This is a genomic window from Azospirillum sp. (assembly GCF_050789165.1).
In genome coordinates, this window is sequence record NZ_JBOZRT010000093.1 from 148,072 (window position 1) to 167,715 (window position 19,644).

18 protein-coding genes are annotated in these 19,644 nt (G+C 69.9%); 7 read left to right on the forward strand and 11 right to left on the reverse strand.

From position 1 onward, the window contains the following. Positions 1-39: 39 nt before the first annotated feature. The 7 genes from ACRWK7_RS20710 to ACRWK7_RS20740 form a co-directional block, all read right to left on the reverse strand. A complete protein-coding gene (locus tag ACRWK7_RS20710) occupies positions 40-822 on the reverse strand; it encodes a uroporphyrinogen-III synthase (RefSeq protein ID WP_431858173.1) in 783 nt (260 codons plus the stop codon). After that, positions 823-1,860 (reverse strand): mechanosensitive ion channel family protein, encoded by a 1,038-nt coding sequence (locus ACRWK7_RS20715; RefSeq protein ID WP_431858174.1) that lies wholly within the window; start codon positions 1,858-1,860, stop codon positions 823-825. Between the two features lie 267 nt (positions 1,861-2,127). Continuing rightward, a complete protein-coding gene (locus ACRWK7_RS20720) occupies positions 2,128-2,586 on the reverse strand; it encodes a GreA/GreB family elongation factor (protein WP_431858175.1) in 459 nt (152 codons plus the stop codon). Positions 2,587-2,651: 65 nt separating this feature from the next. Then, positions 2,652-3,095, reverse strand: coding sequence for a GreA/GreB family elongation factor (locus ACRWK7_RS20725; RefSeq protein ID WP_431858176.1), 444 nt, complete (start codon positions 3,093-3,095; stop codon positions 2,652-2,654). Positions 3,096-3,666: 571 nt separating this feature from the next. Then, the gene (speE, locus tag ACRWK7_RS20730; protein ID WP_431858177.1) at positions 3,667-4,542 is read right to left on the reverse strand and encodes a polyamine aminopropyltransferase; all 876 of its coding nucleotides are present in this window, start codon (positions 4,540-4,542) and stop codon (positions 3,667-3,669) included. Beyond that, positions 4,539-5,015 carry an adenosylmethionine decarboxylase gene (gene speD, locus ACRWK7_RS20735; protein WP_431858178.1) on the reverse strand — a complete coding sequence of 159 codons (477 nt, stop codon included), beginning with the start codon at positions 5,013-5,015 and terminating at the stop codon, positions 4,539-4,541. Before speD ends, speE begins: the two co-directional genes overlap by 4 nt. Positions 5,016-5,646: 631 nt before the next feature. After that, positions 5,647-6,522 (reverse strand): LysR family transcriptional regulator, encoded by an 876-nt coding sequence (locus ACRWK7_RS20740; RefSeq protein ID WP_431858179.1) that lies wholly within the window; start codon positions 6,520-6,522, stop codon positions 5,647-5,649. Between the two features lie 124 nt (positions 6,523-6,646). Between ACRWK7_RS20740 and ACRWK7_RS20745 the strand changes: the two genes are divergently transcribed. Beyond that, a complete protein-coding gene (locus ACRWK7_RS20745) occupies positions 6,647-7,678 on the forward strand; it encodes a YeiH family protein (protein WP_431858180.1) in 1,032 nt (343 codons plus the stop codon). On the opposite strand, the gene ACRWK7_RS20750 is transcribed toward ACRWK7_RS20745, so the two are convergent. Continuing rightward, positions 7,661-8,872 carry an MFS transporter gene (locus ACRWK7_RS20750; protein WP_431858181.1) on the reverse strand — a complete coding sequence of 404 codons (1,212 nt, stop codon included), beginning with the start codon at positions 8,870-8,872 and terminating at the stop codon, positions 7,661-7,663. The genes ACRWK7_RS20745 and ACRWK7_RS20750 overlap by 18 nt on opposite strands. 104 nt (positions 8,873-8,976) lie before the next feature. Between ACRWK7_RS20750 and ACRWK7_RS20755 the strand changes: the two genes are divergently transcribed. Next, on the forward strand, positions 8,977-9,735 hold the full coding sequence (locus ACRWK7_RS20755; RefSeq protein ID WP_431858182.1) for an AraC family transcriptional regulator: 759 nt from the start codon (positions 8,977-8,979) through the stop codon (positions 9,733-9,735). Positions 9,736-9,803: 68 nt separating this feature from the next. On the opposite strand, the gene ACRWK7_RS20760 is transcribed toward ACRWK7_RS20755, so the two are convergent. The 3 genes from ACRWK7_RS20760 to ACRWK7_RS20770 all read right to left on the reverse strand — a co-directional run bounded on the left by ACRWK7_RS20760 (position 9,804) and on the right by ACRWK7_RS20770 (position 13,416). Beyond that, positions 9,804-10,193, reverse strand: a complete 390-nt coding sequence (locus ACRWK7_RS20760; RefSeq protein WP_431858183.1) for a DUF983 domain-containing protein — start codon at positions 10,191-10,193, stop codon at positions 9,804-9,806. Between the two features lie 123 nt (positions 10,194-10,316). Beyond that, complete coding sequence (gene ccoG, locus ACRWK7_RS20765) at positions 10,317-11,807, reverse strand: cytochrome c oxidase accessory protein CcoG (protein WP_431858184.1); 1,491 nt, start codon at positions 11,805-11,807, stop codon at positions 10,317-10,319. 184 nt (positions 11,808-11,991) lie between these two features. Continuing rightward, positions 11,992-13,416, reverse strand: a complete 1,425-nt coding sequence (locus tag ACRWK7_RS20770; protein ID WP_431858185.1) for a PLP-dependent aminotransferase family protein — start codon at positions 13,414-13,416, stop codon at positions 11,992-11,994. Between the two features lie 243 nt (positions 13,417-13,659). Here ACRWK7_RS20770 and ACRWK7_RS20775 point away from each other — a divergent pair, with 243 nt between their 5' ends. From ACRWK7_RS20775 to ACRWK7_RS20795, 5 genes are all read left to right on the forward strand, one after another. Further along, complete coding sequence (locus ACRWK7_RS20775; RefSeq protein ID WP_431858186.1) at positions 13,660-14,676, forward strand: amino acid ABC transporter substrate-binding protein; 1,017 nt, start codon at positions 13,660-13,662, stop codon at positions 14,674-14,676. Then, positions 14,677-15,894: an amino acid ABC transporter permease gene (locus ACRWK7_RS20780; protein WP_431858187.1), complete on the forward strand. Its 1,218-nt coding sequence runs from the start codon at positions 14,677-14,679 to the stop codon at positions 15,892-15,894. After that, positions 15,891-17,309: an amino acid ABC transporter permease gene (locus ACRWK7_RS20785; protein ID WP_431858188.1), complete on the forward strand. Its 1,419-nt coding sequence runs from the start codon at positions 15,891-15,893 to the stop codon at positions 17,307-17,309. The genes ACRWK7_RS20780 and ACRWK7_RS20785 overlap by 4 nt, the downstream gene beginning before the upstream one ends. A 162-nt stretch (positions 17,310-17,471) precedes the next feature. Continuing rightward, positions 17,472-18,515 carry a zinc-binding alcohol dehydrogenase family protein gene (locus ACRWK7_RS20790; protein WP_431858189.1) on the forward strand — a complete coding sequence of 348 codons (1,044 nt, stop codon included), beginning with the start codon at positions 17,472-17,474 and terminating at the stop codon, positions 18,513-18,515. Positions 18,516-18,550: 35 nt separating this feature from the next. Beyond that, complete coding sequence (locus tag ACRWK7_RS20795; protein WP_431858190.1) at positions 18,551-19,432, forward strand: LysR substrate-binding domain-containing protein; 882 nt, start codon at positions 18,551-18,553, stop codon at positions 19,430-19,432. Positions 19,433-19,644: the final 212 nt, after the last annotated feature.

A 19,644-nucleotide genomic window follows, 5' to 3' on the forward strand; every position in this document is an offset into this window, starting at 1 on the left:
AGCCAACGCCCCGACGCCCGGCGGGCGATCCCGTGCGCGTCAGCGTCCGCCCAAGTCCGAGCCGGCGAGGACGTGCCTGCCGGCTCTCTCTTCCGCGCATCGCCTGTCGCCCTTCATTCGATTCAGCGCGGCGAGCACGGAATTCAGGCTTGGCTCATCCGTATATTCAAGCGAACGCCACGGAAGATCCTGCAACTCCTGAGCTACTTTTGCGCTTATCGCGATGGCGCTCATCGATGCGCAGTACGGGTCCAGCGCGGCCTCGCACATCAAGTCTCTGAACACCTGGGCCGTCCTTCTGGAAAGGAAGAGCCCGACATCCATGTTCCCGAGGCGAATCTCGGCCATCGACAATGGCGACAGGCGCTTGACGGGGATCGTGTGGTACACGACCAGCTGCTCTACGGCAAAGCCGTCGCGGCGGAGATCTGCCGCGATGTCGACCGAAACGACGGCACCGGACATATAGGCAATTCGCCCCGCGTTCGGGGCGAGGCTTCGCCGAACCAGATCCAGGAGGCTTTCGGCGGTTCCAGCCGCCGCCGTGACGTTTCGAAAGCCAAAGGCGCCCGCCTCCGCCGCGGTGGCGGGCCCGACCGCGAAGACCTTTACGTCGCGGGAAAGAGTCCATGCCCTGGCGAGCTGCCGCGCGGCGTTCCGCGACGTGAGCAGGACCGCGTGCACACCGTCAAGGAGCGCGGGATCCCAGCCGCACTCCGCCACGATGAACAGGGGCGCTATCCGGCAACGATAGCCTCGACCTTCCAGAACTCGCGCCAGTTCCGCGGAGTCGCTGGCAGGACGGGTGAGCAGCACGCGCACTTATGCCTCCTCTTTCGACGGTCTTGCAAAGTCCTGACGCAAGGGCGGACTCTCATCCTGCCGTGCATTCACCGCTCTTCTGGCAGGACAGCCCGGCATCGCCACGTCCAGCACGTCCCCGAGGACATGCAGCCCTTCATGCCGCAAACCCGTGTCGATGGCCGTGAGAAGCACATCCCGGCAGTCGGCCTCCTCGGCGTAGCTCGGCACCCAGTAGCGGACGGCGTACTCGATCCCCCCCGGGGCATAGGCAACGGCCCGCACATCCGGTGCAGGACCCGATTGGTTCCGATAGGCGCTCCGGGCAGCGGCAAGGAGGACACGTTTCGCGTCGGCGGCCGGCACGGAGTGCGGCAGGCAGATCCGCAGCTGATCCCGGTATTGGCGCTTCGGTGCGCTGTAGTTGATCAACTGCCGTTGCGCAATGCGGCTGTTCGGGAGGATGACGTGCGTTTGATTGCGCGTCAGCAGCCGTGTGGTCCGCCAGTTGATCTCCACGACGACGCCGCAGACGCCGTTGTCGATCTTGAGCCAGTCCCCGATGCGGTAGGAGCGCTCCAAGCCCAGGGCCATCCCAAGGACCACGTCGGCGATCACGTTCCTCAGCGCGAAGCCAAGGATCGCTATGACCACGCCGGAGGTGGCCAGGGAGCCGATGACGGTTCCGTCCTGCGCCAAGCCGAAGGTCGCGAAGAGCGCGGCCAGGAAGAACGCGGCCGTCACCGCCTCCTGAAAGAGCTTCGGCAGCCGCCGCCGCTGGTTCGCATGCTCTACCGCCAGCGCGACGAGCCGCGCCGACAACCACGCAACCGAGAAACAGCTGGTCGCTGCCAGTGCGGCATAGGGAATCACCGCCGCCCGATCCTCTGCGGACACGCCGGTGGCCTGAAGGATCAGAGGATGGCCGTATAGAAGCGACACATTGAGCAGCACAGCGGCTGCAGGCCAGACCAGGCGTGAGACGACCGGAGATGGCGAAGCGCGTTGTGTCTGCGGCATCTCCGACGTCTTGTCCTCCAAAGCAACGACGGCACGCACGGACGCGGCATGCCCGTCCGTTTTCCAAGCGGATAGCGGAATCACCTCCGCGTGGTCGCTCGCGCGATCCTGCGGGGCGCAAGGCGGCGGAAGGGCACCAACCGGTTGTGGCTGGTGCGCTCGATGAGCCGGACGCATTTCAGATTCCACCCGTGAGCGCTCGAAAAGGGAAACGACAACCTCGAACCGGACTCCAGCCACCCCGATTGCCCCGGTGCGCTTCGAAGCGACGCCGGGTCACAAACGGCCCACGGCAGAGGCCGCCTCCTACGCATCCTGCAGGATGCGCTCCCGCGTGGCGGCTTCCGGCTGATAGGCGACGTCCTGCACGAACACGCACCGGGGCTCCCCGTCCAGGGACCGGTAGTGGAAACTGCTGCCGGTCCTCAGTCCGATCAGCGCCGCGCCCAGGGGACTGGTGACCGAAACGCAATATCCATTGGGCGTGTAGCGTTCAGGAAAGACCAGGAACCGGGACTGAACGCCGTCACCGCGTCCGGTGCGGAACACCACCCGCGAGTTCATGGTGACGACGTCCGAAGGAATCTCTTCGACGGGACACACGGTTGCACGCCCGACCTCCCGTGCCAGGAGTTCCGACACGGGATGGTACAAGGCCGCCGCACATCTGACCAACCGCCGCAGCCTGCGCCAATCGCGATCCGTCATGGCGACGGGCGGAAGATCCTTGCTGTCCACGCGGTCTACACACATGGCCACCTCCATTGTCGTTTCCTACAAAGACGAGCCGCGCCGAACGCCGGGGCGGCGCCGACCAACACCGAGGGCGGTCAGATGAGGTTTTCATGCCGCCAGCGCGGCAGCAGCCCACTGTTGTCCACATTCGCTATCCGGAGGCGTCTGGCGCGACCGCCGGCTTCCTTCAAGGCGACGACCGTGTTCTCAGCCGCGCCGATCAGCGCGCTGCCCAAAGGAGTCAGGACGGAGACGCAGTCGGTTGTGCCCCCATGCTCCGGCCAGCCGAGGATGCAGGCGCGCTCCTCTCCGGTGGCGCAATCGCGCATGACCAGGGAGGATCCGATCCGCACCACGTCGCTGGGCAGGTGTTCGGTGTCAACGATGATGGCGGCGTCGAGCGCCTCCAGGAAGGATGAACGCACCTCGGGTGGCATTGCTGAGCCGGGAGCGATCAGCAGGTTGGCAAGTCGAAGGTAATCACTCAGGCCAATGATGATGGCCTCGGCAGACACTGGGGCTTCCACGTTCTTTTGCATGACCCTCACCCAAGCCAGGTAGACGCGGGAGATGTCCTCACTCCGGACGCGGCGGCGGCAGCGCGGCCGGCCATGCCGCGACGGTCGAACGGGTGCGCACCCGCCAGCATTGCCTGCGACGGACGCACGCCCACGTTCGAAGCGTGTCAACTATCCGGGATTGTGAGTGACTGCTGCACGGCGACGCCGACCGTCTCTTCGACGTTCGGCGCGATCACGACGTCAGCAGAGGCCCTGGATCCTGGTCAAGCGGGTTGGTTCCGCCCAGGACGCCAGGGCAAGCTATCCTGCGAGCAGGCCACCCGAAAACAAAAGGAAGCGGCTGACGGATTGGCTTGTGATCATGATGGCATGAATAATTGAGCCACCGCGCCCTTTTGTCAAGCCCTTCACTGGGCAACCGGCTTGCGGAGGCGTTCTCATGGGTGGGCTACTTCCTGAATTCAATGATTAAACCTATTTCGTCATCATGACCGCCACGAATTCGGGCCATGCACATGAACGTCTGTCAGCGGCCCACTCCCTGTCGATGGAGCCGGCGACCCGCCGCGTCCTACCATCGACGGAGACGTCACCTGTGCTCCCCCGACTCCCCGGAGCGGCCCAGAATCTCCAGCATGAATGCGGGCAACGCAAAGCTGGCGGCGTGGATCGCCGGCGTGTAGTAGCGGGTCTTCAATCCCGCCCCCTCGAACCGCGGACGGATCTCCGCCTCCGTCCACCGGCGCAAGGCTTCATCGTCGGTGGCCCAGCCGAAGGCCATGAAGCCGCCGTAGTAGGTGGGCACCGGCGCCACGAAGAAGGACACATCGGCGAACAGCCGCTTCAACCGGCCGTGGCTGTCGCGCAGCTCCTGCGGCTGAAGGAACGGAACGCCATTCTGCGTGCACAGGATGCCGCCTGGCGTCAGGCGTGTCTTGCAATCGCGGTAGAACTCCTCCGTGAACAGCACCGCCCCCGGTCCCTGCGGATCGGTGGAATCGATGATGATGACATCGAAGGTCTGGTCCGTTTCCTTCACGAACCGGCAACCGTCGGCGATCACCAGTTCGGCACGCGGGTCGTCGAAAGCGCCCGCGCTGATCGAGGGCAGGTACCGGATGGCGAGATCGACGACGGTGCGATCGATCTCCACCATGGTCACCCGCTCGACACCAGGATGCTCCAGCACCCGGCGCAGCATGCCGCCGTCGCCGCCCCCGACGATGAGCACGCGCCGCACCCGTCCGTGCGCCAGGACGGGCACATGGGTGAGCATTTCATGATAGACGAACTCGTCGCCCTCGGCGGTTTGGATGACACCGTCAAGCGCCATCACCCGCCCAAGGGTCGGGCTCTCGAAAATCACGAGATCCTGATGCTCGGTCTTGTCGCGGAAAAGGATGCGGCCCATGCGGAGCCTCTGGGCCACATCCGAATGGAGCGTCTCCGTATACCAGTCGCTCATTCGTTGACTTCGCCTCGAAGCAGCTCATCGCAGTCGATCCGCGACGGGGTGAACGCGCGTTGCAGCACCGGAACCGCCTTCATGGGTTCGGCGTCGCCGCACATGAAGACGTCCAGCGCGGCGTATTCCCGCTCCGGCCATGTGTGGATGGAGATGTGGGACTCCGCCAGCACCGCCACCCCCGAGATCCCGCCGTTCGGGGTGAAGTGATGCAGATGGATGTGCAGCAGCGTCGCGCCGGCGACCCGCACCGCCTCGATCAGCGTCTCGCGCACGTGCGTCAGATCGTCCAAGCGCGCGGCGCCCCACAGGTCGATGATCAGGTGCGAGCCCGCGAACAGCTTTCCGTTGCGTGCGATGAAGTGGTCCTTGCACGCGTCCTGGCCCTCTCCAGCCCCCCAAGGACCGGCCGTGACGTTGGATGGAGCCAGCGTCGGATCCTCCGCATGGGCCGTCCTGGACTGGGCCTCCAAGTCCGTCGCCACACGGATGAGAGCTGCGGATTTCACCAATTCTTTCCCCTTCGGTTAGCACGGGCAATCGGCGCACATGACAGGGCGCCAAGCGGGTTCGCAGGATTGCGGGTGTACGGTCAGCCACGCACGGTTCGGCAATCAGGGCGTGATCTTCGAAGCGCCAAACGCGCCCCGGCACTTTGCCCGGCTGGAGCGCCGCTGTGCCTGCGGCCCCGTTTTTGGCATGGGACAGGATTGGAACGCATGGACGCCTCCCAAACATATACTCAGCCTCCCGCCGCACGGATGCGGAAAGGTCCGGCATGGGATTCGGTCACGCTCTCAGTGAGAACGCGAATCAGGGTTCAAGTGTTTTGGAAGAGTTCAGCACGCCGGGAGCGGACTCGTCAGATACTGACAGGCCGACACCCGTGGCTAATTGCCTGCTTTCAGGCAACCCGCGTGATTGATGAAGCGGATATAGCGCGACGTACGATTCATGATGCATCAAAAAATAGGAGCAAAGAGAGGAAAGTCAATCTTTATTCGCCCCCGCCTGTGGGCGGCAGCGAACGCATCTTCGCGACCCGGCCGTTCGCGGGAGGAGTGCCCGTCGAGCGGCTGACGGCACTGTCAGGAGCCGGGCCGACTATCCGATCATCTCCAGGAAGGCGCGGGCCGCCGCCCCGAGCTGGCGTTCCTTGTGCCGGAGCGCAACGAAGCGGCGCGGCGGAAGCTCAAAAGCGACGGTGGCCAGACGGTCCGAGGCCACCAGCGCCTCGACCACATGCTCGGAGATGGCCGTGGCGCCGCCGCCGGCCGCAACGGCGGAACGGACAGCCTCGTTCGACGGCAACTCCAGCACCACCCGCGCCGCCGGGATCTCGACCCCGTGCCGCCGCAGGGCAGCCTCGAACACCGAGCGCGTGCCGGAGCCGGGCTCGCGCAGCACCCAGTCGCCCTCGGCCAGCGCGGCGGCGTCTGCGGGCGGCATCCGGGCCCAGGGATGCCCCGGCGCCACGACGATCACCATCCGGTCGTGCGCGACCGCCCGGCCCGTGAGGGCCGGCGCATCGATCTCGCCCTCGACGATGCCGAGATCCACGCTGCCATCCAGAACCCGGCCGACGACCTCGGCCGTGTTGCCGGCGTGGAGCACCGTCGCGATTCCCGGATGCTCGGCGCGGAACCGCACCAGCCGCGGCGGCAGCCAGTAGTTGGACACCGTCTGGCTCGCGGCGAGCGGCAGGGTCCCGCGGACGAGCGTGCCGAGGTCTTCGAGCAACCGCTCGGCTGCCCGGGCGCGGGCCAACACCGCCGCCGCTTCCCCATGGAACAGCCGGCCCGCCTCCGTCAACTCAATGCGCCGGCCGACACGGTGGAACAGGGTGACACCGTGCCGCTCCTCGACGGCGCGGATCGCGGCGCTGACCGCGGACTGGGTCAGGTGCAACGCCTCGGCGGCCCGGCGGATATGCTCGCGCTCGGCGACCGCGACGAAAATCCGCAGCTGCTCCAGCGTCAATGGTTCCTCCGCGCTCGCTTGGTCTGTTCGATATTATCGAACGGAATGGCAAAGACAATGCGTTTGAGAGAACGGTTCCGGACGCCCAGAATTCCGTCAATCCCCGAACGCGGAGTGATGGACGATGGCGGACGTTCCGGAAACGGCACCAGTCTTGCGCAGGGCGGCCGCCCTGTTGCCGGGGTTGGCGGCCTGCGCGTCCATCGCGGCGGCTGCAGCGGCACTCGAAGCCGCGGAGGTTGCATGGTTCGGACGGGCGTGGCTGGAGGGGCTGGTTCTGGCAATCCTCGTGGGGGCCGTCGTCCGGACCATCTGGGTGCCGCCGCCCGCCCTGCGGCCGGGGCTGCGGTTTGCGGCCAAGCCGCTTCTCGAAGTCGCCATCGTGCTGCTGGGTGCATCCTTCGGGTTCCGCGCGGTTCTGGACGCCGGCCCCATCCTGATTCCCGGGATCGCGGGCGTGGTGGCGGCTTCGATCGTGGCAAGCTATGCGGCCGGACGGACGGTCGGGCTGCCGCATCGCTTGGCGCTGCTGGTCGCCTGCGGGAATTCGATCTGCGGCAACTCGGCCATCATCGCCGTGGCGCCGGCCGTCCGCGCCGATGGCGAGGAGACCGCGCTGGCGATCGCCTTCACCGCCGTGCTGGGCGTTCCCGTGGTGCTCGGCCTGCCGCTGCTGGCGGAGCCGCTCGGCCTCTCCCAAACCCAGTACGGGGTGCTGGCCGGGCTTACCGTCTATGCGGTGCCGCAGGTGCTGGCCGCCACGGTTCCGGTCGGCGCGCTGAGCGTTCAGGTCGGAACGCTGGTCAAGCTGGTTCGCGTCCTGATGCTCGGGCCTGTGGTGTTCGCCCTGTCCCTAGCCGGTCGCGACCACACGAGGCCCCGCCCGCCGATGCGCGCGATGGTGCCCTGGTTCGTCCTGGGCTTCCTCGCGCTGGGGACCTTGCGGTCGCTGGACACGATTCCGGAGGCCGTGACCACGGTCCTCGCGTCGGCGGCAGGCCACCTCACGCTGCTGGCCATGGCGGCGCTGGGTCTGGAGGTCGATCTCCGCCTGATGGGGCGCTCGGGAGGGCGCGTCACCGTTGCGGCGCTGCTGTCCCTGGCGGTGCTCGCCGCCGCCAGCCTTGTGCTCATCCGCCTAGCGGGTCTCGGATGACGTCACCTCCATCGGTGAGCAGGCGTGACGGGCCAGGGTCGCCAGGAAGAACCCGGCCGCGCAGGCCGACACGAGCCCGCCGAACAGCGCCGAGACGCCGAGCACCGCCTGAAAGCCGCCCCACCCGTGCAGCAGGGCGATGAGCGGCACGGCGAGCCCACTGGTGGTGAAGCCGAGGAAGTAGCGCACGCTGAACGCCTTGGCCCGCAGCCGGGGCGGCACGTAGCGCGCCACCATCGCGTCGTTGACCACCACCTGCCCATAGATCGCCGCCATGGCGAGGATCAGGCCGACGAGCAGGGGCAGGCCGGTGGACGCCGCCGCAAGCCCGAGTCCCACCGGTTGCAGCAGCGCCAGACCGGCGAAGACCACCGGCAGGGCGAAGCGATCGACCAGCCGGCCCATGAGGAGCTGGGTCAGCGCGCCGAACACGAAGACGAGGGTGGCCAGAGAGCCCGTGAGCGCGAGCGGCAGCGCCAGCCCCAACCGCTCGTCCAGCACCTTCGGCAAGGCGATCGTGGTGACGTTGAACGTCATGCCGCCGGCGACGATGGCGACGCCGAAGATCGCCAGCAGCAGGAGCGGGCGAGCCACCGGGATCGTCGGTGCTCCGCCCTTGGCCGCGCCATGCCCCTCCCCGTCCATCGGGACCAACGCCAGGAAGGCGGCTCCCGCCGCGAGGCATACCAGACCCGGCACCACGAAGGCCGCCCGCCAGCCGAGCCACGCCGCGATCAGCGCGGTGACGCCCGAGGCGAGGCCCGCCCCGAGGTTGCCCCACACCCCGTTCCACCCCAGGTCGCGGCCGAGGCGGCGGGCATGGCTCACCAGCATGGCCGAGCCGATCGGGTGGTAGATCGCCGAGAACAGGCCCAGCACCAGCAGCCATCCCGCGATGACCACCGGCGCGGAGGCGGCCGCGAGGCCCAGGAGCGAGAGGCCGCAGCCGCCGAAGAAAGCCGCCAGCAGGGTGCGCCGTCCCCAGCGCTCGGCGAGCCAGCCCATGGGCAGGGAGAACAGGCCGAAGGCGACGAACGTGCCCGTCGAGAGGCCGATGAGCGCCGCGTAGGTCAGCCCGAGTTCGGGCGCCATCGCGAGCACGGCCGTGGGGTAGATCAGGAGCACGAAGTGGTCGAGCGCGTGGGCGATGTTCACGAACAGGATCGTGCGGCGGGACAGGACGTCGGGGGCCATGGCTTCCTTCCGGCGGTCGAGGGCCAGGACTCCCGTATAGCTTGACCCGTTCGCGGCGTGGGGCCAATCTCGACAGCGTTCGGGCCAAACTGCACGCGGACACCATGCGCTCGACCCTCGCCGACGATTACCAGGACGTCCCCCGCCTCGTCGCGGTGATGGCGAAGGACTTCCCGTCCGGCGCGGCGACGGGGCGGCACAGCCATCCCCGCGCCCAGCTCCTGTACGCAACGGCCGGGTTGATGGTCGCGACCACCGAGGGCGGGACCTGGGCGGTGCCGACGGGCCACGCCCTCCTGATCCCGCCGGGCGTGCTGCACGACGTCGCCATGCACGGCGCGGTGACGATGCGCACGGCCTACCTCGCCCCGGAGGCGCTCGCCGTCGTTCCACCCGGCTGCCGGGTCATCCGCGTGTCGCCGCTGCTGGATGCCACTCTGGTAGCGCTCGCCGCAGAGCCGACGCTCTACGACCTGACCGGGCGGGGCGGGCACCTGGCGGCGCTGGTGCTGGACGAGATCGCCCGCGCTCCCGACACGCCGTTCGCGCTGCCCCTGCCTCGGGACGCGCGCCTGCGGCGGCTCTGCCGCGCGCTGATCGACGATCCCGGCCTGGACGGCGGCATCGACGCCTGGGCGGAGGGCGTGGGCATGAGCCGGCGGACGCTGACCAGGCGGTTCCGCGAGGAAACCGGCCTGAGCTTCGGCGCGTGGCGCCGCCGCGTCCGCCTGCTCGCGGCGCTGACCCGGCAGGCCCAGGGCGGCGCCCCGCACGAGGTGTCCGCCGCGGTCGGCTACCGCAGCCCCCGCGCCTTCCGTGCCATGATGCAGCGGACCATGAGGGCTGACACGCCGGCCCCCTGATGCCGACGGCGGGCGATCGGGGATCAACGCATCCGGAACGCCGCTTTCATGTGGAGCGTCGCTTCGAACTACTCGCGGTCCGCAACGACAAGGCGGCCCTCTTCGGCCTTGTTGACGTACTGCGAGCAGACGAGCCACCCCTTCAGCGGCCGCAGCAGGGCGCAGCAGACGCCGACGATCAGCGCCGAGGTCAGAAGAATGTTGAGCAGCAGCGGCACCCGAAGCGCGAGTTCCAGCCAGGCGGCGAAGCCGACGACCGGGAAGCTCGCGATGGACATGGCGAAGAACGCCGGGCCGTCCGCCGGGTCGGCGAAGGAGTAGTCGAGCCCGCAGACCCCGCAGCGCGGGGCCAGCTTCAGGAATCCGTTGAAGAGGCGGCCCTTGTGGCAGCGTGGGCAACACCCCTTCGTTCCGAGTGCGAAGGAGGTCCTGGCGGGAGGCTGCGGCTCCGTGGTCATGCTACGCTCCATCATGGGGGCACCGACACCGTCACTTATTGTATGGATTGATAGGCGATATTGTCGCGGACAATTGGCATGGCTGCCGCCCGGCTTTCGCAGGGCGGGGCCACGTCAGAGGGCTCAGGGGGCCAGGAACACCGTATCCACCCGGCGGGTGGCGCCGTCCGCCACGCCGGTCAGCGTGACGCTCAACGGCGTGGAGCGGGCGGCGACCGCCCCGGCCGGGATCCGGGCGTGGATGCGGTAGGTCTGCACGGAGTCGGCGCCGGCCGAAAGCTGCAGCTCCCCGTTCGCCAGCGCGTCCGCCCCCGGCGCGGTCACGGCGATGCCGTCGATGCCGGACACGGCGATGCGATAGGTCTGCGGCCGGAGGCTCATGTTGGAGATCTTGACCAGGTAGCTGTTCTGGACGCTGCCGTCGGCGAGCGTCACGTACAGCGGCGCGCGGTCGCGCAGGACGGCCACATCGACGGTGGGCTTCAGCAGCAGCCCGGCGGTCATCACGCCGCCGACGACGACCAGCAGCAGCGCGTAGACGATGGTGCGCGGGCGCACGAGGCGGTAGGGGGCGGGCGCGCTGGATGCCGCCTTCGCGGTCTGGGCCGCCTGCGTGTCGTAGCGGATCAGCCCGCCCGGCCGGCCGATCCGCGTCATCACGTCGTCGCACGCGTCGATGCACAGGCCGCAGCTGATGCAGTCCATCTGGAGCCCGTCGCGGATGTCGATCCCGGTCGGGCAGACGTGCACGCAGGCCCCGCAATCGATGCAGTCGCCGAGGCCCGAGAGCCGGCGCGCCTCCCAGCTGCGGTCCTTGCGCACCGGCCCGCGCCCTTCGCCGCGCCAGTCCTGGTAGGTCACCACGAGGCTCTCGTCGTCCAGCATGGCGGCCTGGAAACGCGGCCAGGGGCAGACATACCGGCACATCTGCTCGCGCATGAAGCCGGCCATGGCGTAGGTGCAGGCGGCCATGAACAGCATCCACCCCAGCGCCAGCGGCGACGCCTCCAGCCGCGCCAGATCGGCCAGGAAGCCGCGGGCGTCGATGAAATAGAGGATGGCGGTGCCGCCGGTGGCCGCCGCGATCAGCATCCAGACCGCGTGCTTGGCCGTCTTCTTGAGGAACCACGCGGCGGTGCGCGGCCCGCCGTCGAGCCGGATGCGGGCGCCGCGGTCGCCCTCGATCCACTCTTCGGCCAGCACGAACAGGTCCGTCCACACGGTCTGCGGGCAGGCGTAGCCGCACCAGACCCGGCCGGCCAGCGCGGTCGCCAGGAACAGCCCGACCGCCGCCAGGATCATGGCGCCGGTGACGTAGTAGATGTGCTGCGGCCAAAGCTCGACGCCGAACACGTAGAAGCGCTGCGCCGCGAGGTCGAGCAGCACCGCCTGGTCCGGCATGCCCGGCCCGCGGTCCCAGCTCAGCCAGGGCAAGACCGCGTAGAGCGCCAGGAGCACGGCGGCGAGCGCCCACTTGATCCGCCGGAACCGCCCCTTGACGGCCTTCGGGTAGATCTTCCGGTGCGCGGCGTAGAGCGGGGCGGGAGCCGGCGCGGCCGGAGCGGGCGCGGCGTCCCGATGGTCTGCGCGCGCAGACCGGGCGAGTTTCTGCATAGGATGCCTTCGTGGTTTTTTCTTACGAAGGCGCGGCCGATCCGGCCGCCGTCCCGGCGTTCAATCCGGCCCGGCCCTTCGTCGTGTTTGCATGGAAATTGTATGCAAACAATACGGTGAGAGCAAGAGCGATTGATCGCATTGCGGCAAGCTGCCGCAGCGGGACCCTCCGGCGCGCGGCCGGTCAGATGATGACGCCGGCCGCGGACGGCAGCTGGTCGAGGGCGTCCGCGATGATGTCCAGGACCTGCCGGGTTTCCGCCCGGTCGGCCGCGGCGCCCAGGCAGATGCGAAGCGCGTCCGGCGTGTCCGGCATGGTCGCGAAGGCGTCGCTGCCCACCGCGGCGATGCCCCGCGTGCGCAGATAGGCGATGAACTCGCCGCGCGACCACGTCCGGGGCAGGCACAGCCAGAGATGGAACGCCTCCGGCTTGGTGACGATGGCGTCCGCCGGCAGGATGGCCTCGGCGAGCGCGCGCCGGGCCGCCGCCTCGGCGCGGACGGCGTCCAGGACGGCGGCGGCGGTGCCGTCGCCGATCCAGCGGCGGGCGACCGCCGCCGTCAGCGGCGACGGCATGAGCGTCGTGCCGCGCTGCGCCGCGGCCACCCGCAGGCTCTGCCGCGCGTCGGGCGACACGACGTAGGCGATCCGCAGCATCGGCGACAGGCACTTGGCGAGGCCGGCGATGTGGTGGACGGCCTCCGGCGCCAGTGCCGCCAGGGGTGGCAACGGGGCGGCTGGCAGGGGGCCGTAGACGTCATCCTCGATGATGGGGACGCCGTGCTCCCGCGCCGCCGCGACGACCGCGAGGCGGCGCTCCAGCGGCAGGGTGGCGGTGGTCGGGTTGTGCAGGGTCGGAATGCAGTAGAGCGCCTTCGGGCGATGCCGGGCGAAGGCCCGCCGCAGGGCGTCCGGGTCGATTCCCTCGCCGTCCATGGGCACGCCGACGATGCGCAGGCCGAGCTGCCCCGCGATGGCCTTGAAGCCGGGATAGGTCAGCGCCTCGGCGCAGACCGTGTCGCCGGGCCGGGTCAGCGCGGTCAGCAGCGCCAGCAGCGCGCCCTGCGTGCCCGGCGCGACCATCATGCGCTCGGCCGGCACGGCCGGCAGGCGCGCGGCAAGCCACGCCGCACCCGCCGCGCGGTCCTCCGGCGCGCTGCCGGCCCCGGGGTAATGCAGCAGTTCCGACAGATCGAGCTGACGGACGACCGCCGCCATGCCGTCGCGCAGCCGGCCGAGCAGGTCCGCCGACTCCGGCAGCGGCGGCTGGTTCATCGTCATGTCGATGACGCGCGGCGCCGCGGCGGCGGCGGCGCTCCGCGCCCCGCCGGCACGCTCCGCCACGGCGGGCGCGCGGACGAAGGTCCCCTGCCCCACGCGGGCGTCGACCAGCCCGCGATGACGCGCCTCGACATAGGCGCGGGACACCGTCGTGAAGTCGATGCCCATCCGCTCGGCCAGCAGGCGTTGCGGCGGCAGGCGCTGGCCGGGGACGAGCCGGCCCGTCCGGACGTCGTCGGCGATGGCATCGGCGATCGCCAGATAGACCGGCTTGTCCCGGTTCCCGATCTGCGGAACCCAGCCGCTTGCGCCCTTTACGCTGCTCAATCCATTCACTCCGGCGCGAACCCACGGAATCCGGAACATTGTATGGATGCGCAGGGTGGTCTGTCCAATCCTCCGCGGCCTGCGCCGCCGGCATTCCCGCCCAGCGGCGGCCGGCCTTGCCTGCGAGCGCAAACATCGGTACGCAATCCGGACCCCCTCTCCTCGCGGCGTGGGGGTGTGTCGGGGACGACCGCCGAAGCCGTCCGGATCCCAGCACCAACGAAACGAACAGGGAGACCATCCGTGAGACTCATCCTGGCCGCCGCCGTCGCGGCGTTCACCGCAACCCTGGCCGCGGGCGCGCAGGCCGGCGTGCTCGACACCGTGAAGCAGCGCGGCAGCGTGGTCTGCGGCGTCAGCGGCAAGGTTCCCGGCTTCTCGGTGCCGGACGCGCAGGGCGTCTGGTCCGGCATGGACGTGGACTACTGCCGCGCCATCGCCGCCGCCGTCTTCAACGACCCCGCCAAGGTCACCTACCGCCCGGTCACCACCACCGAGCGCTTCACCGCGCTGCAGACCGGCGAGATCGACGTGCTGGTGCGCAACACCACCTGGAGCTTCACGCGCGACGTCAACCTGGGCCTCGAGTTCGTCGGCGCGAACTTCTACGACGGCCAGGGCTTCATGGTCACCAAGGACCTGAACGTGAAGAGCGCCAAGGAGCTGAACGGCGCCAGCGTCTGCATCCAGGCCGGCACCACCGCCGAGCAGAACATCGCCGACTTCTTCGCGGCCAACGGCATCACCTTCAAGCAGGTCGTCTTCGAGTCCTCGGACGAGGCGACCAAGCTGTACGACACCGGCCGCTGCGACGTGTACACCACCGACACCTCGGGGCTGGCGGCGCGGCGCACCACGCTGTCGAAGCCGGCCAACCACGTCATCCTGCCCGAGGTGATCTCCAAGGAGCCGCTGGGCCCGGCGGTGCGCGCCGGCGACCCGCAGTGGACCAACATCGCCAAGTGGACGCTGTTCGCCATGATCAACGCCGAGGAGCTGGGCGTCACCACGGCCAACGTGGACGAGCAGCGCAACGCCAAGAACCCGGACGTGCGCCGCCTGCTGGGCAGCGACGAGGCGCTGGGCAACGAGCGCTGGGGCCTGGAGCGCGACTGGGCGTACCGCATCGTCAAGCACGTCGGCAACTACGGCGAGGTGTTCGAGCGCAACGTCGGCACCAAGACGCCGCTGGGCCTGGAACGCGGCATCAACGCGCTGTGGAGCAAGGGCGGCCTGATGTACGCGCCGCCGGTGCGCTGAGTGTCCGGGCGCACGATGGCGGGCGGCGGCGCGGATGACCGCGGGGCGTCCCAGGCGCCGCCGCGCGAACCGGCGTGGAGCGCCCGCCGCGTGCGCGCGCTGGCGATCCAGGGGGTGATCCTGGCGGCGTTGCTCGGCCTGCTGGCGTGGGGCGTCGACAACGCCATCCACAACCTCCAGAAGGCCGGCATCGCCTCCGGATTCCGCTTCCTCGGCAACCGCGCCGGGTTCGACATCAACTTCCGCCTGATCGACTACAGCCCGGCCAGCACCTATGGCCGGGCCTTCGTGGTCGGCGCGCTGAACACGCTTACCGTGTCGCTGCTGGGCATCGCGGCGGCGACCGTGCTGGGCTTCCTGCTCGGCGTCGGGCGGCTGTCGCGCAACTGGCTGGTGTCGCGCACCGCGGCCGGCGTCATCGAGACGGTGCGGAACATGCCGCTGCTGCTGCAGCTGCTGTTCTGGTACACCGCCGTGCTGGCGCCGCTGCCGCGCCCGCGCGACGCGATCTCGCTGGGCGGCGTGGCGTTCCTCAGCAACCGCGGCCTGACCGTGCCGCGGCCGCTCACCACCGACGCCGTCTGGATGGTCGGCGCGGCGGCCGTGCTGGGCGCCGCCGCGGCGCTGGGGCTGGCGCTGTGGGCGGCGCGGCGGACGCGAATCACCGGGCGGCGGCTGCCCGTCGGCTGGGCGGGGCTGGCGCTCGTGGTGCTGCCGGCGGTGGCGACGCTGGCGTGGGGCGGCGTGCTGCTGGGCTGGGAAGTGCCGGCGCTGAAGGGCTTCAACTTCGCCGGCGGCCTGACGCTGGTGCCGGAGCTGATCGCCCTGTGGCTGGCGCTCACCCTCTATTCCGGGGCCTTCATCGGCGAGACGGTGCGCGCCGGCATCCTGTCGGTGCCGCAGGGGCAGGTGGAGGCGGCGCGCGCCCTCGGCCTCGGCCCGGCGGGCGTGCTGCGGCTGGTGGTGCTGCCGCAGGCCATGCGCGTCATCATCCCGCCGATGACCAGCCAGTACCTCAACCTGCTCAAGAATTCCTCGCTGGCCGTGGTCATCGGCTTCCCCGACATGGTCGCCGTGTTCTCCGGCACCACGCTGAACCAGACCGGGCAGGCCATCGAGACCATCGGCATGACCATGCTGGTCTATCTGGTGGTCAGCTTCGCGATCTCGGCCGCCATGAACCTCTACAACCGCAAGATGGCGATCGTCCGGCGATGACCCCGCCCCCCTCCACCGACGGCCTGCCGCCGCCCGTCGTACGCACCGGCCCCTGGCGCTGGATGCGCGCGAACCTGTTCTATTCGCCCTGGAGCACCGTCGCGACGCTGCTGTTCGCCGCGCTGTTCGCCGTTCTGGCGCCGCCGCTGCTGCGCTGGGCGGTGCTGGACGCCACCTGGGCCGGCAGCACGCGCGACGCCTGCCTGGACACGGCCGGCGGCCTTCGGCCGGGGGCGTGCTGGGTGTTCGTCAAGGTTCGCTTCGGGCAGCTCATGTACGGCTTCTACCCGGTCGCGCAGCGCTGGCGCGTCGATGCCGTCGCGCTGACCTTGGTTCTGGCGCTGGCGGCGGTGCTGCCCTGGCGGCCCGTCGTGCAGCGCGTGGCGGCGTTGGCCGGGGCTCCGTTCGCCGGGGCGGTGCTGGCATGGACGGCCGGCGGCTGGACCGCCGCGCTGGCGGCGGCGTACCTGGCGGCTCCGCTGCTGCTCGTCGCCGACCACGCGGCGCTGGACCGGCTGCGGCAGCGCTCCGCCCCGGTGCGCGCCGCGGGCGTGCTGGCTGTCGCGGCGGCGGCGGGCTGGGCCGGAGGCGCGCTGGCGGGCGCGCCGTGGGCGGCGGCGTGGGTCGCGCTGGTGCTGGGAGCCGGCGTGCTGGGGCTGCGCTTCCGGACGGTGCGGGCGGCGGCGCTCTATCTGCTGGCGCTGGTGTTCCCCCTGCTGGCGTACGCGTTGCTGGTCGGCGGCGGGCCGGCGCTGCCGGTGGTGCCGACCGAGCAATGGGGCGGGCTGTTCCTCACGCTGACCATCGGGCTGACCGGCATGGGCGCGTCGCTGCCGCTGGGCGTCCTGCTGGCGCTCGGCCGCCGCTCCGACCTGCCGGTCGTGCGGCTGAGCTGCATCGGCTTCATCGAGTTCATCCGCGGCGTGCCGATGATCACCGTGCTGTTCCTCGCCTCGGTCATGCTGCCGCTGTTCCTGCCCGAGGGCGTGGGCATCGACAAGCTGTTGCGGGCGCTGATCGGCGTGGCGCTGTTCTCGGCCGCCTACATGGCCGAGGTGGTGCGCGGCGGCCTGCAGGCGATCCCGCCCGGCCAGCGCGAGGCGGCGGAAAGCCTGGGCCTGGGCCGCGTGGCGGTGATGGCCCTGGTGGTGCTGCCGCAGGCGTTGCGCATCGTCATCCCCGGTATCGTGAACACCTTCATCGGCCTCCTGAAGGACACGTCGCTGGTGGCGGTGATCGGCCTGCTGGACCTGATCGGCATGATCAAGACCGCGACCTCCGACCCCAACTGGCTGGGCTTCGCCTCCGAAGGATACGTGTTCGTCGGGCTGGTGTTCTGGGTGCTGTGCTACGGCATGGCGCGCTACAGCCTGAACCTGGAGCAACGGCTGCGCGCCGGCGCCCCATCGTCGTGAGCGGCGTCGGCGGCGGGGTTGGGGCGCGCTGACCCAGTAGAGTTTCAGATCGATGCGATCTGAATTATGCGTTTCAATAATTTGTCGCGCGGGCGCACCCTGCCATCCCTCACCACCGCCCAGACGGACGGTGAGGATGCGCACCGTGAAAGGACCCCGCCCATGAAAGCCATCGGTTTCCACCGCCCCGGCCCCATCGCGGCCTCGCAGTCCCTGGTCGACCTGGAGCTGCCCGCGCCGGCGCTGCGCCCGCACGACCTGCTGGTCCGGGTGGAGGCGGTCTCCGTCAACCCGGTGGACGTGAAGCAGCGCGCCGCCGCCACGCCGCCGGAGGGCAGCGCCCGCATCCTGGGCTTCGACGCCGCCGGGATCGTCGAGGCGGCCGGTCCCGAGGTCACCCGCTTCAAGCCGGGCGACGCGGTCTTCTACGCCGGCGCCATCGACCGGCCCGGCACCAACGCCGAATTCCATGCCGTGGACGAGCGGATCGTCGGGCCGAAGCCGGCCAGCCTGTCCTTCGCCGACGCCGCGGCGCTGCCGCTCACCGCGCTGACCGCGTGGGAGCTGCTGTTCGACCGGCTGCGCGTGCCCTACGGGCGGAAGGTCTCGGACGATGCGATTCTGATCGTCAACGGCGCCGGCGGCGTCGGCTCCATCCTGACGCAGATCGCCCGGCGCCTAACCGGCCTGACGGTGATCGCCACCGCCTCCCGGCCGGAGACGCGGGAGTGGTGCCTGGGCATGGGCGCCCACCACGTCATCGACCACCGCACGCCGCTGAACGAAGGGTTGAAGGCCATCGGCATTCCGCAGGTGCGCTACGTCGCCGGTCTGACCGCGACGGGCAGGCACCAGGCCGCCATCTTGGAAGCCCTGGCGCCGCAGGGCGCACTGGCGCTGATCGACGACCCGGAAACGTTCGACATTGTGCCCTTCAAGCGCAAGAGCCTGTCGGTGCATTGGGAGCTGATGTTCACCCGTTCCCTCTTCGGCACGCCGGACATGGTCGAGCAGCACCGCATCCTCAGCGAGGTCTCGGCGCTGGTGGACAGCGGCGTGCTGCGCACGACCCGGCGCGAAGACTTCGGCGCCATAACCGCCGCCAACCTGCGCCGCGCCCACGAGGCCGTGGAGAGCGGGCGGAGCATCGGCAAGATCGTGCTCTCCGGCTTCCGAGGCTTGCCGCAGGCCCCGGAAGACGCTTAGCTCGGGCAGCCGCCGGCGAAAGGACCGTTCGGACCATGCGATACCCGGACCTGGAGATCGACCTCCTGCGCGCCTTCGTCGCCGTGGCGGAGACCGGCAGCTTCACGGCGGCGGCCGACGTGGTCGGGCGCTCGCAGTCGGCGGTCAGCCAGAAGGTGCTGCGGCTGGAGGAGATCCTGCAGCGCCGCGTCTTCGACCGCAACAGCCGGTCGCTCAGCCTGACGCGCGACGGCGAGCGCCTGCTCGTCGCCGCGCGCCAGATGCTGGAGTTCAACGACGCGGTGATCCGCAGCGTGCGGGAACCGGCGGCATCCGGCACGTTGCGGCTCGGCATCGCGGAGGACTTCATCCCGAAGGAGCTGCCGAAGCTGCTGGCGCGGTTCAGCCGCCTTTATCCCGGCATGCGGATCGACCTGATGACCGGGCTCAGCTGCGCCCTGCTGGCCGCCTACGACGAGGACCGGCTGGACGCGGTGATCGCCAAGAAGGACGGCACCGCCCAACGCGGCCGGGTGATCTGGCGCGAGCCGCTGGTCTGGCTGGCGGCGGCGGACCATCAGGTCGATGCCGCGCGCCCGGCGCGCCTCGTCATGCTGCCGCCGCCCTGCACCTACCGCGAGCTGATGATCGGCGCGCTCGACTCCGTCCGCCGCGATTGGGAGGTCGCCTGCACGGCCAGCAGCCTGATGGGCATCCAGGCGGCGGTGGCCGGCGGGCTGGGGGTCACGGTGCTGGGCAAGTCCTTCGTGCAGGACGGTCTGCAGATCCTGCACGCGCCCGACCACTGGCCGACCCTGCCGATGACGGAGATCACCGTGATCGGCGAGGAGTCCGCAGCGGCCGACCTGATCCGGCCGCTGGTGACCTACCTGACCGAGAGCCTGTCGAAGGGCGGCCCGCTCACTCTGGTGGCGTAGCGGCCCGGCCCGCGCCGGCCCTGTGGCTCACGCCAGCCAGAGGTAGAGTGGAAGGAGCGCAAACACGATGACGTGCGCGCCGTAGTACAGGATCTCGAACAGCAGCGCCGCCTTGCCGACGTCGAGGAAGGGGATGGCGGCCACGGCCGCCCGCTCCACGGGAACGGACCGGAGCCGCCCCATCAGAACGAGCGCAATCGCGAACCCCAGCA

Excerpts from the sequence above, each read along its gene's own strand:
- ACRWK7_RS20790 (WP_431858189.1), top strand. The coding sequence starts at position 17,472 with ATGAAAGCCATCGGTTTCCACCGCCCCGGCCCCATCGCGGCCTCGCAG.
- ccoG (WP_431858184.1), bottom strand. The coding sequence starts at position 11,807 with ATGCAGAAACTCGCCCGGTCTGCGCGCGCAGACCATCGGGACGCCGCG.
- ACRWK7_RS20720 (WP_431858175.1), bottom strand. The coding sequence starts at position 2,586 with ATGGAGGTGGCCATGTGTGTAGACCGCGTGGACAGCAAGGATCTTCCG.
- ACRWK7_RS20760 (WP_431858183.1), bottom strand. The coding sequence starts at position 10,193 with ATGACCACGGAGCCGCAGCCTCCCGCCAGGACCTCCTTCGCACTCGGA.
- speE (WP_431858177.1), bottom strand. The coding sequence starts at position 4,542 with ATGAGCGACTGGTATACGGAGACGCTCCATTCGGATGTGGCCCAGAGG.
- ACRWK7_RS20750 (WP_431858181.1), bottom strand. The coding sequence starts at position 8,872 with ATGGCCCCCGACGTCCTGTCCCGCCGCACGATCCTGTTCGTGAACATC.
- ACRWK7_RS20745 (WP_431858180.1), top strand. The coding sequence starts at position 6,647 with ATGGCGGACGTTCCGGAAACGGCACCAGTCTTGCGCAGGGCGGCCGCC.
- ACRWK7_RS20725 (WP_431858176.1), bottom strand. The coding sequence starts at position 3,095 with ATGCAAAAGAACGTGGAAGCCCCAGTGTCTGCCGAGGCCATCATCATT.
- ACRWK7_RS20785 (WP_431858188.1), top strand. The coding sequence starts at position 15,891 with ATGACCCCGCCCCCCTCCACCGACGGCCTGCCGCCGCCCGTCGTACGC.
- ACRWK7_RS20755 (WP_431858182.1), top strand. The coding sequence starts at position 8,977 with ATGCGCTCGACCCTCGCCGACGATTACCAGGACGTCCCCCGCCTCGTC.
- ACRWK7_RS20795 (WP_431858190.1), top strand. The coding sequence starts at position 18,551 with ATGCGATACCCGGACCTGGAGATCGACCTCCTGCGCGCCTTCGTCGCC.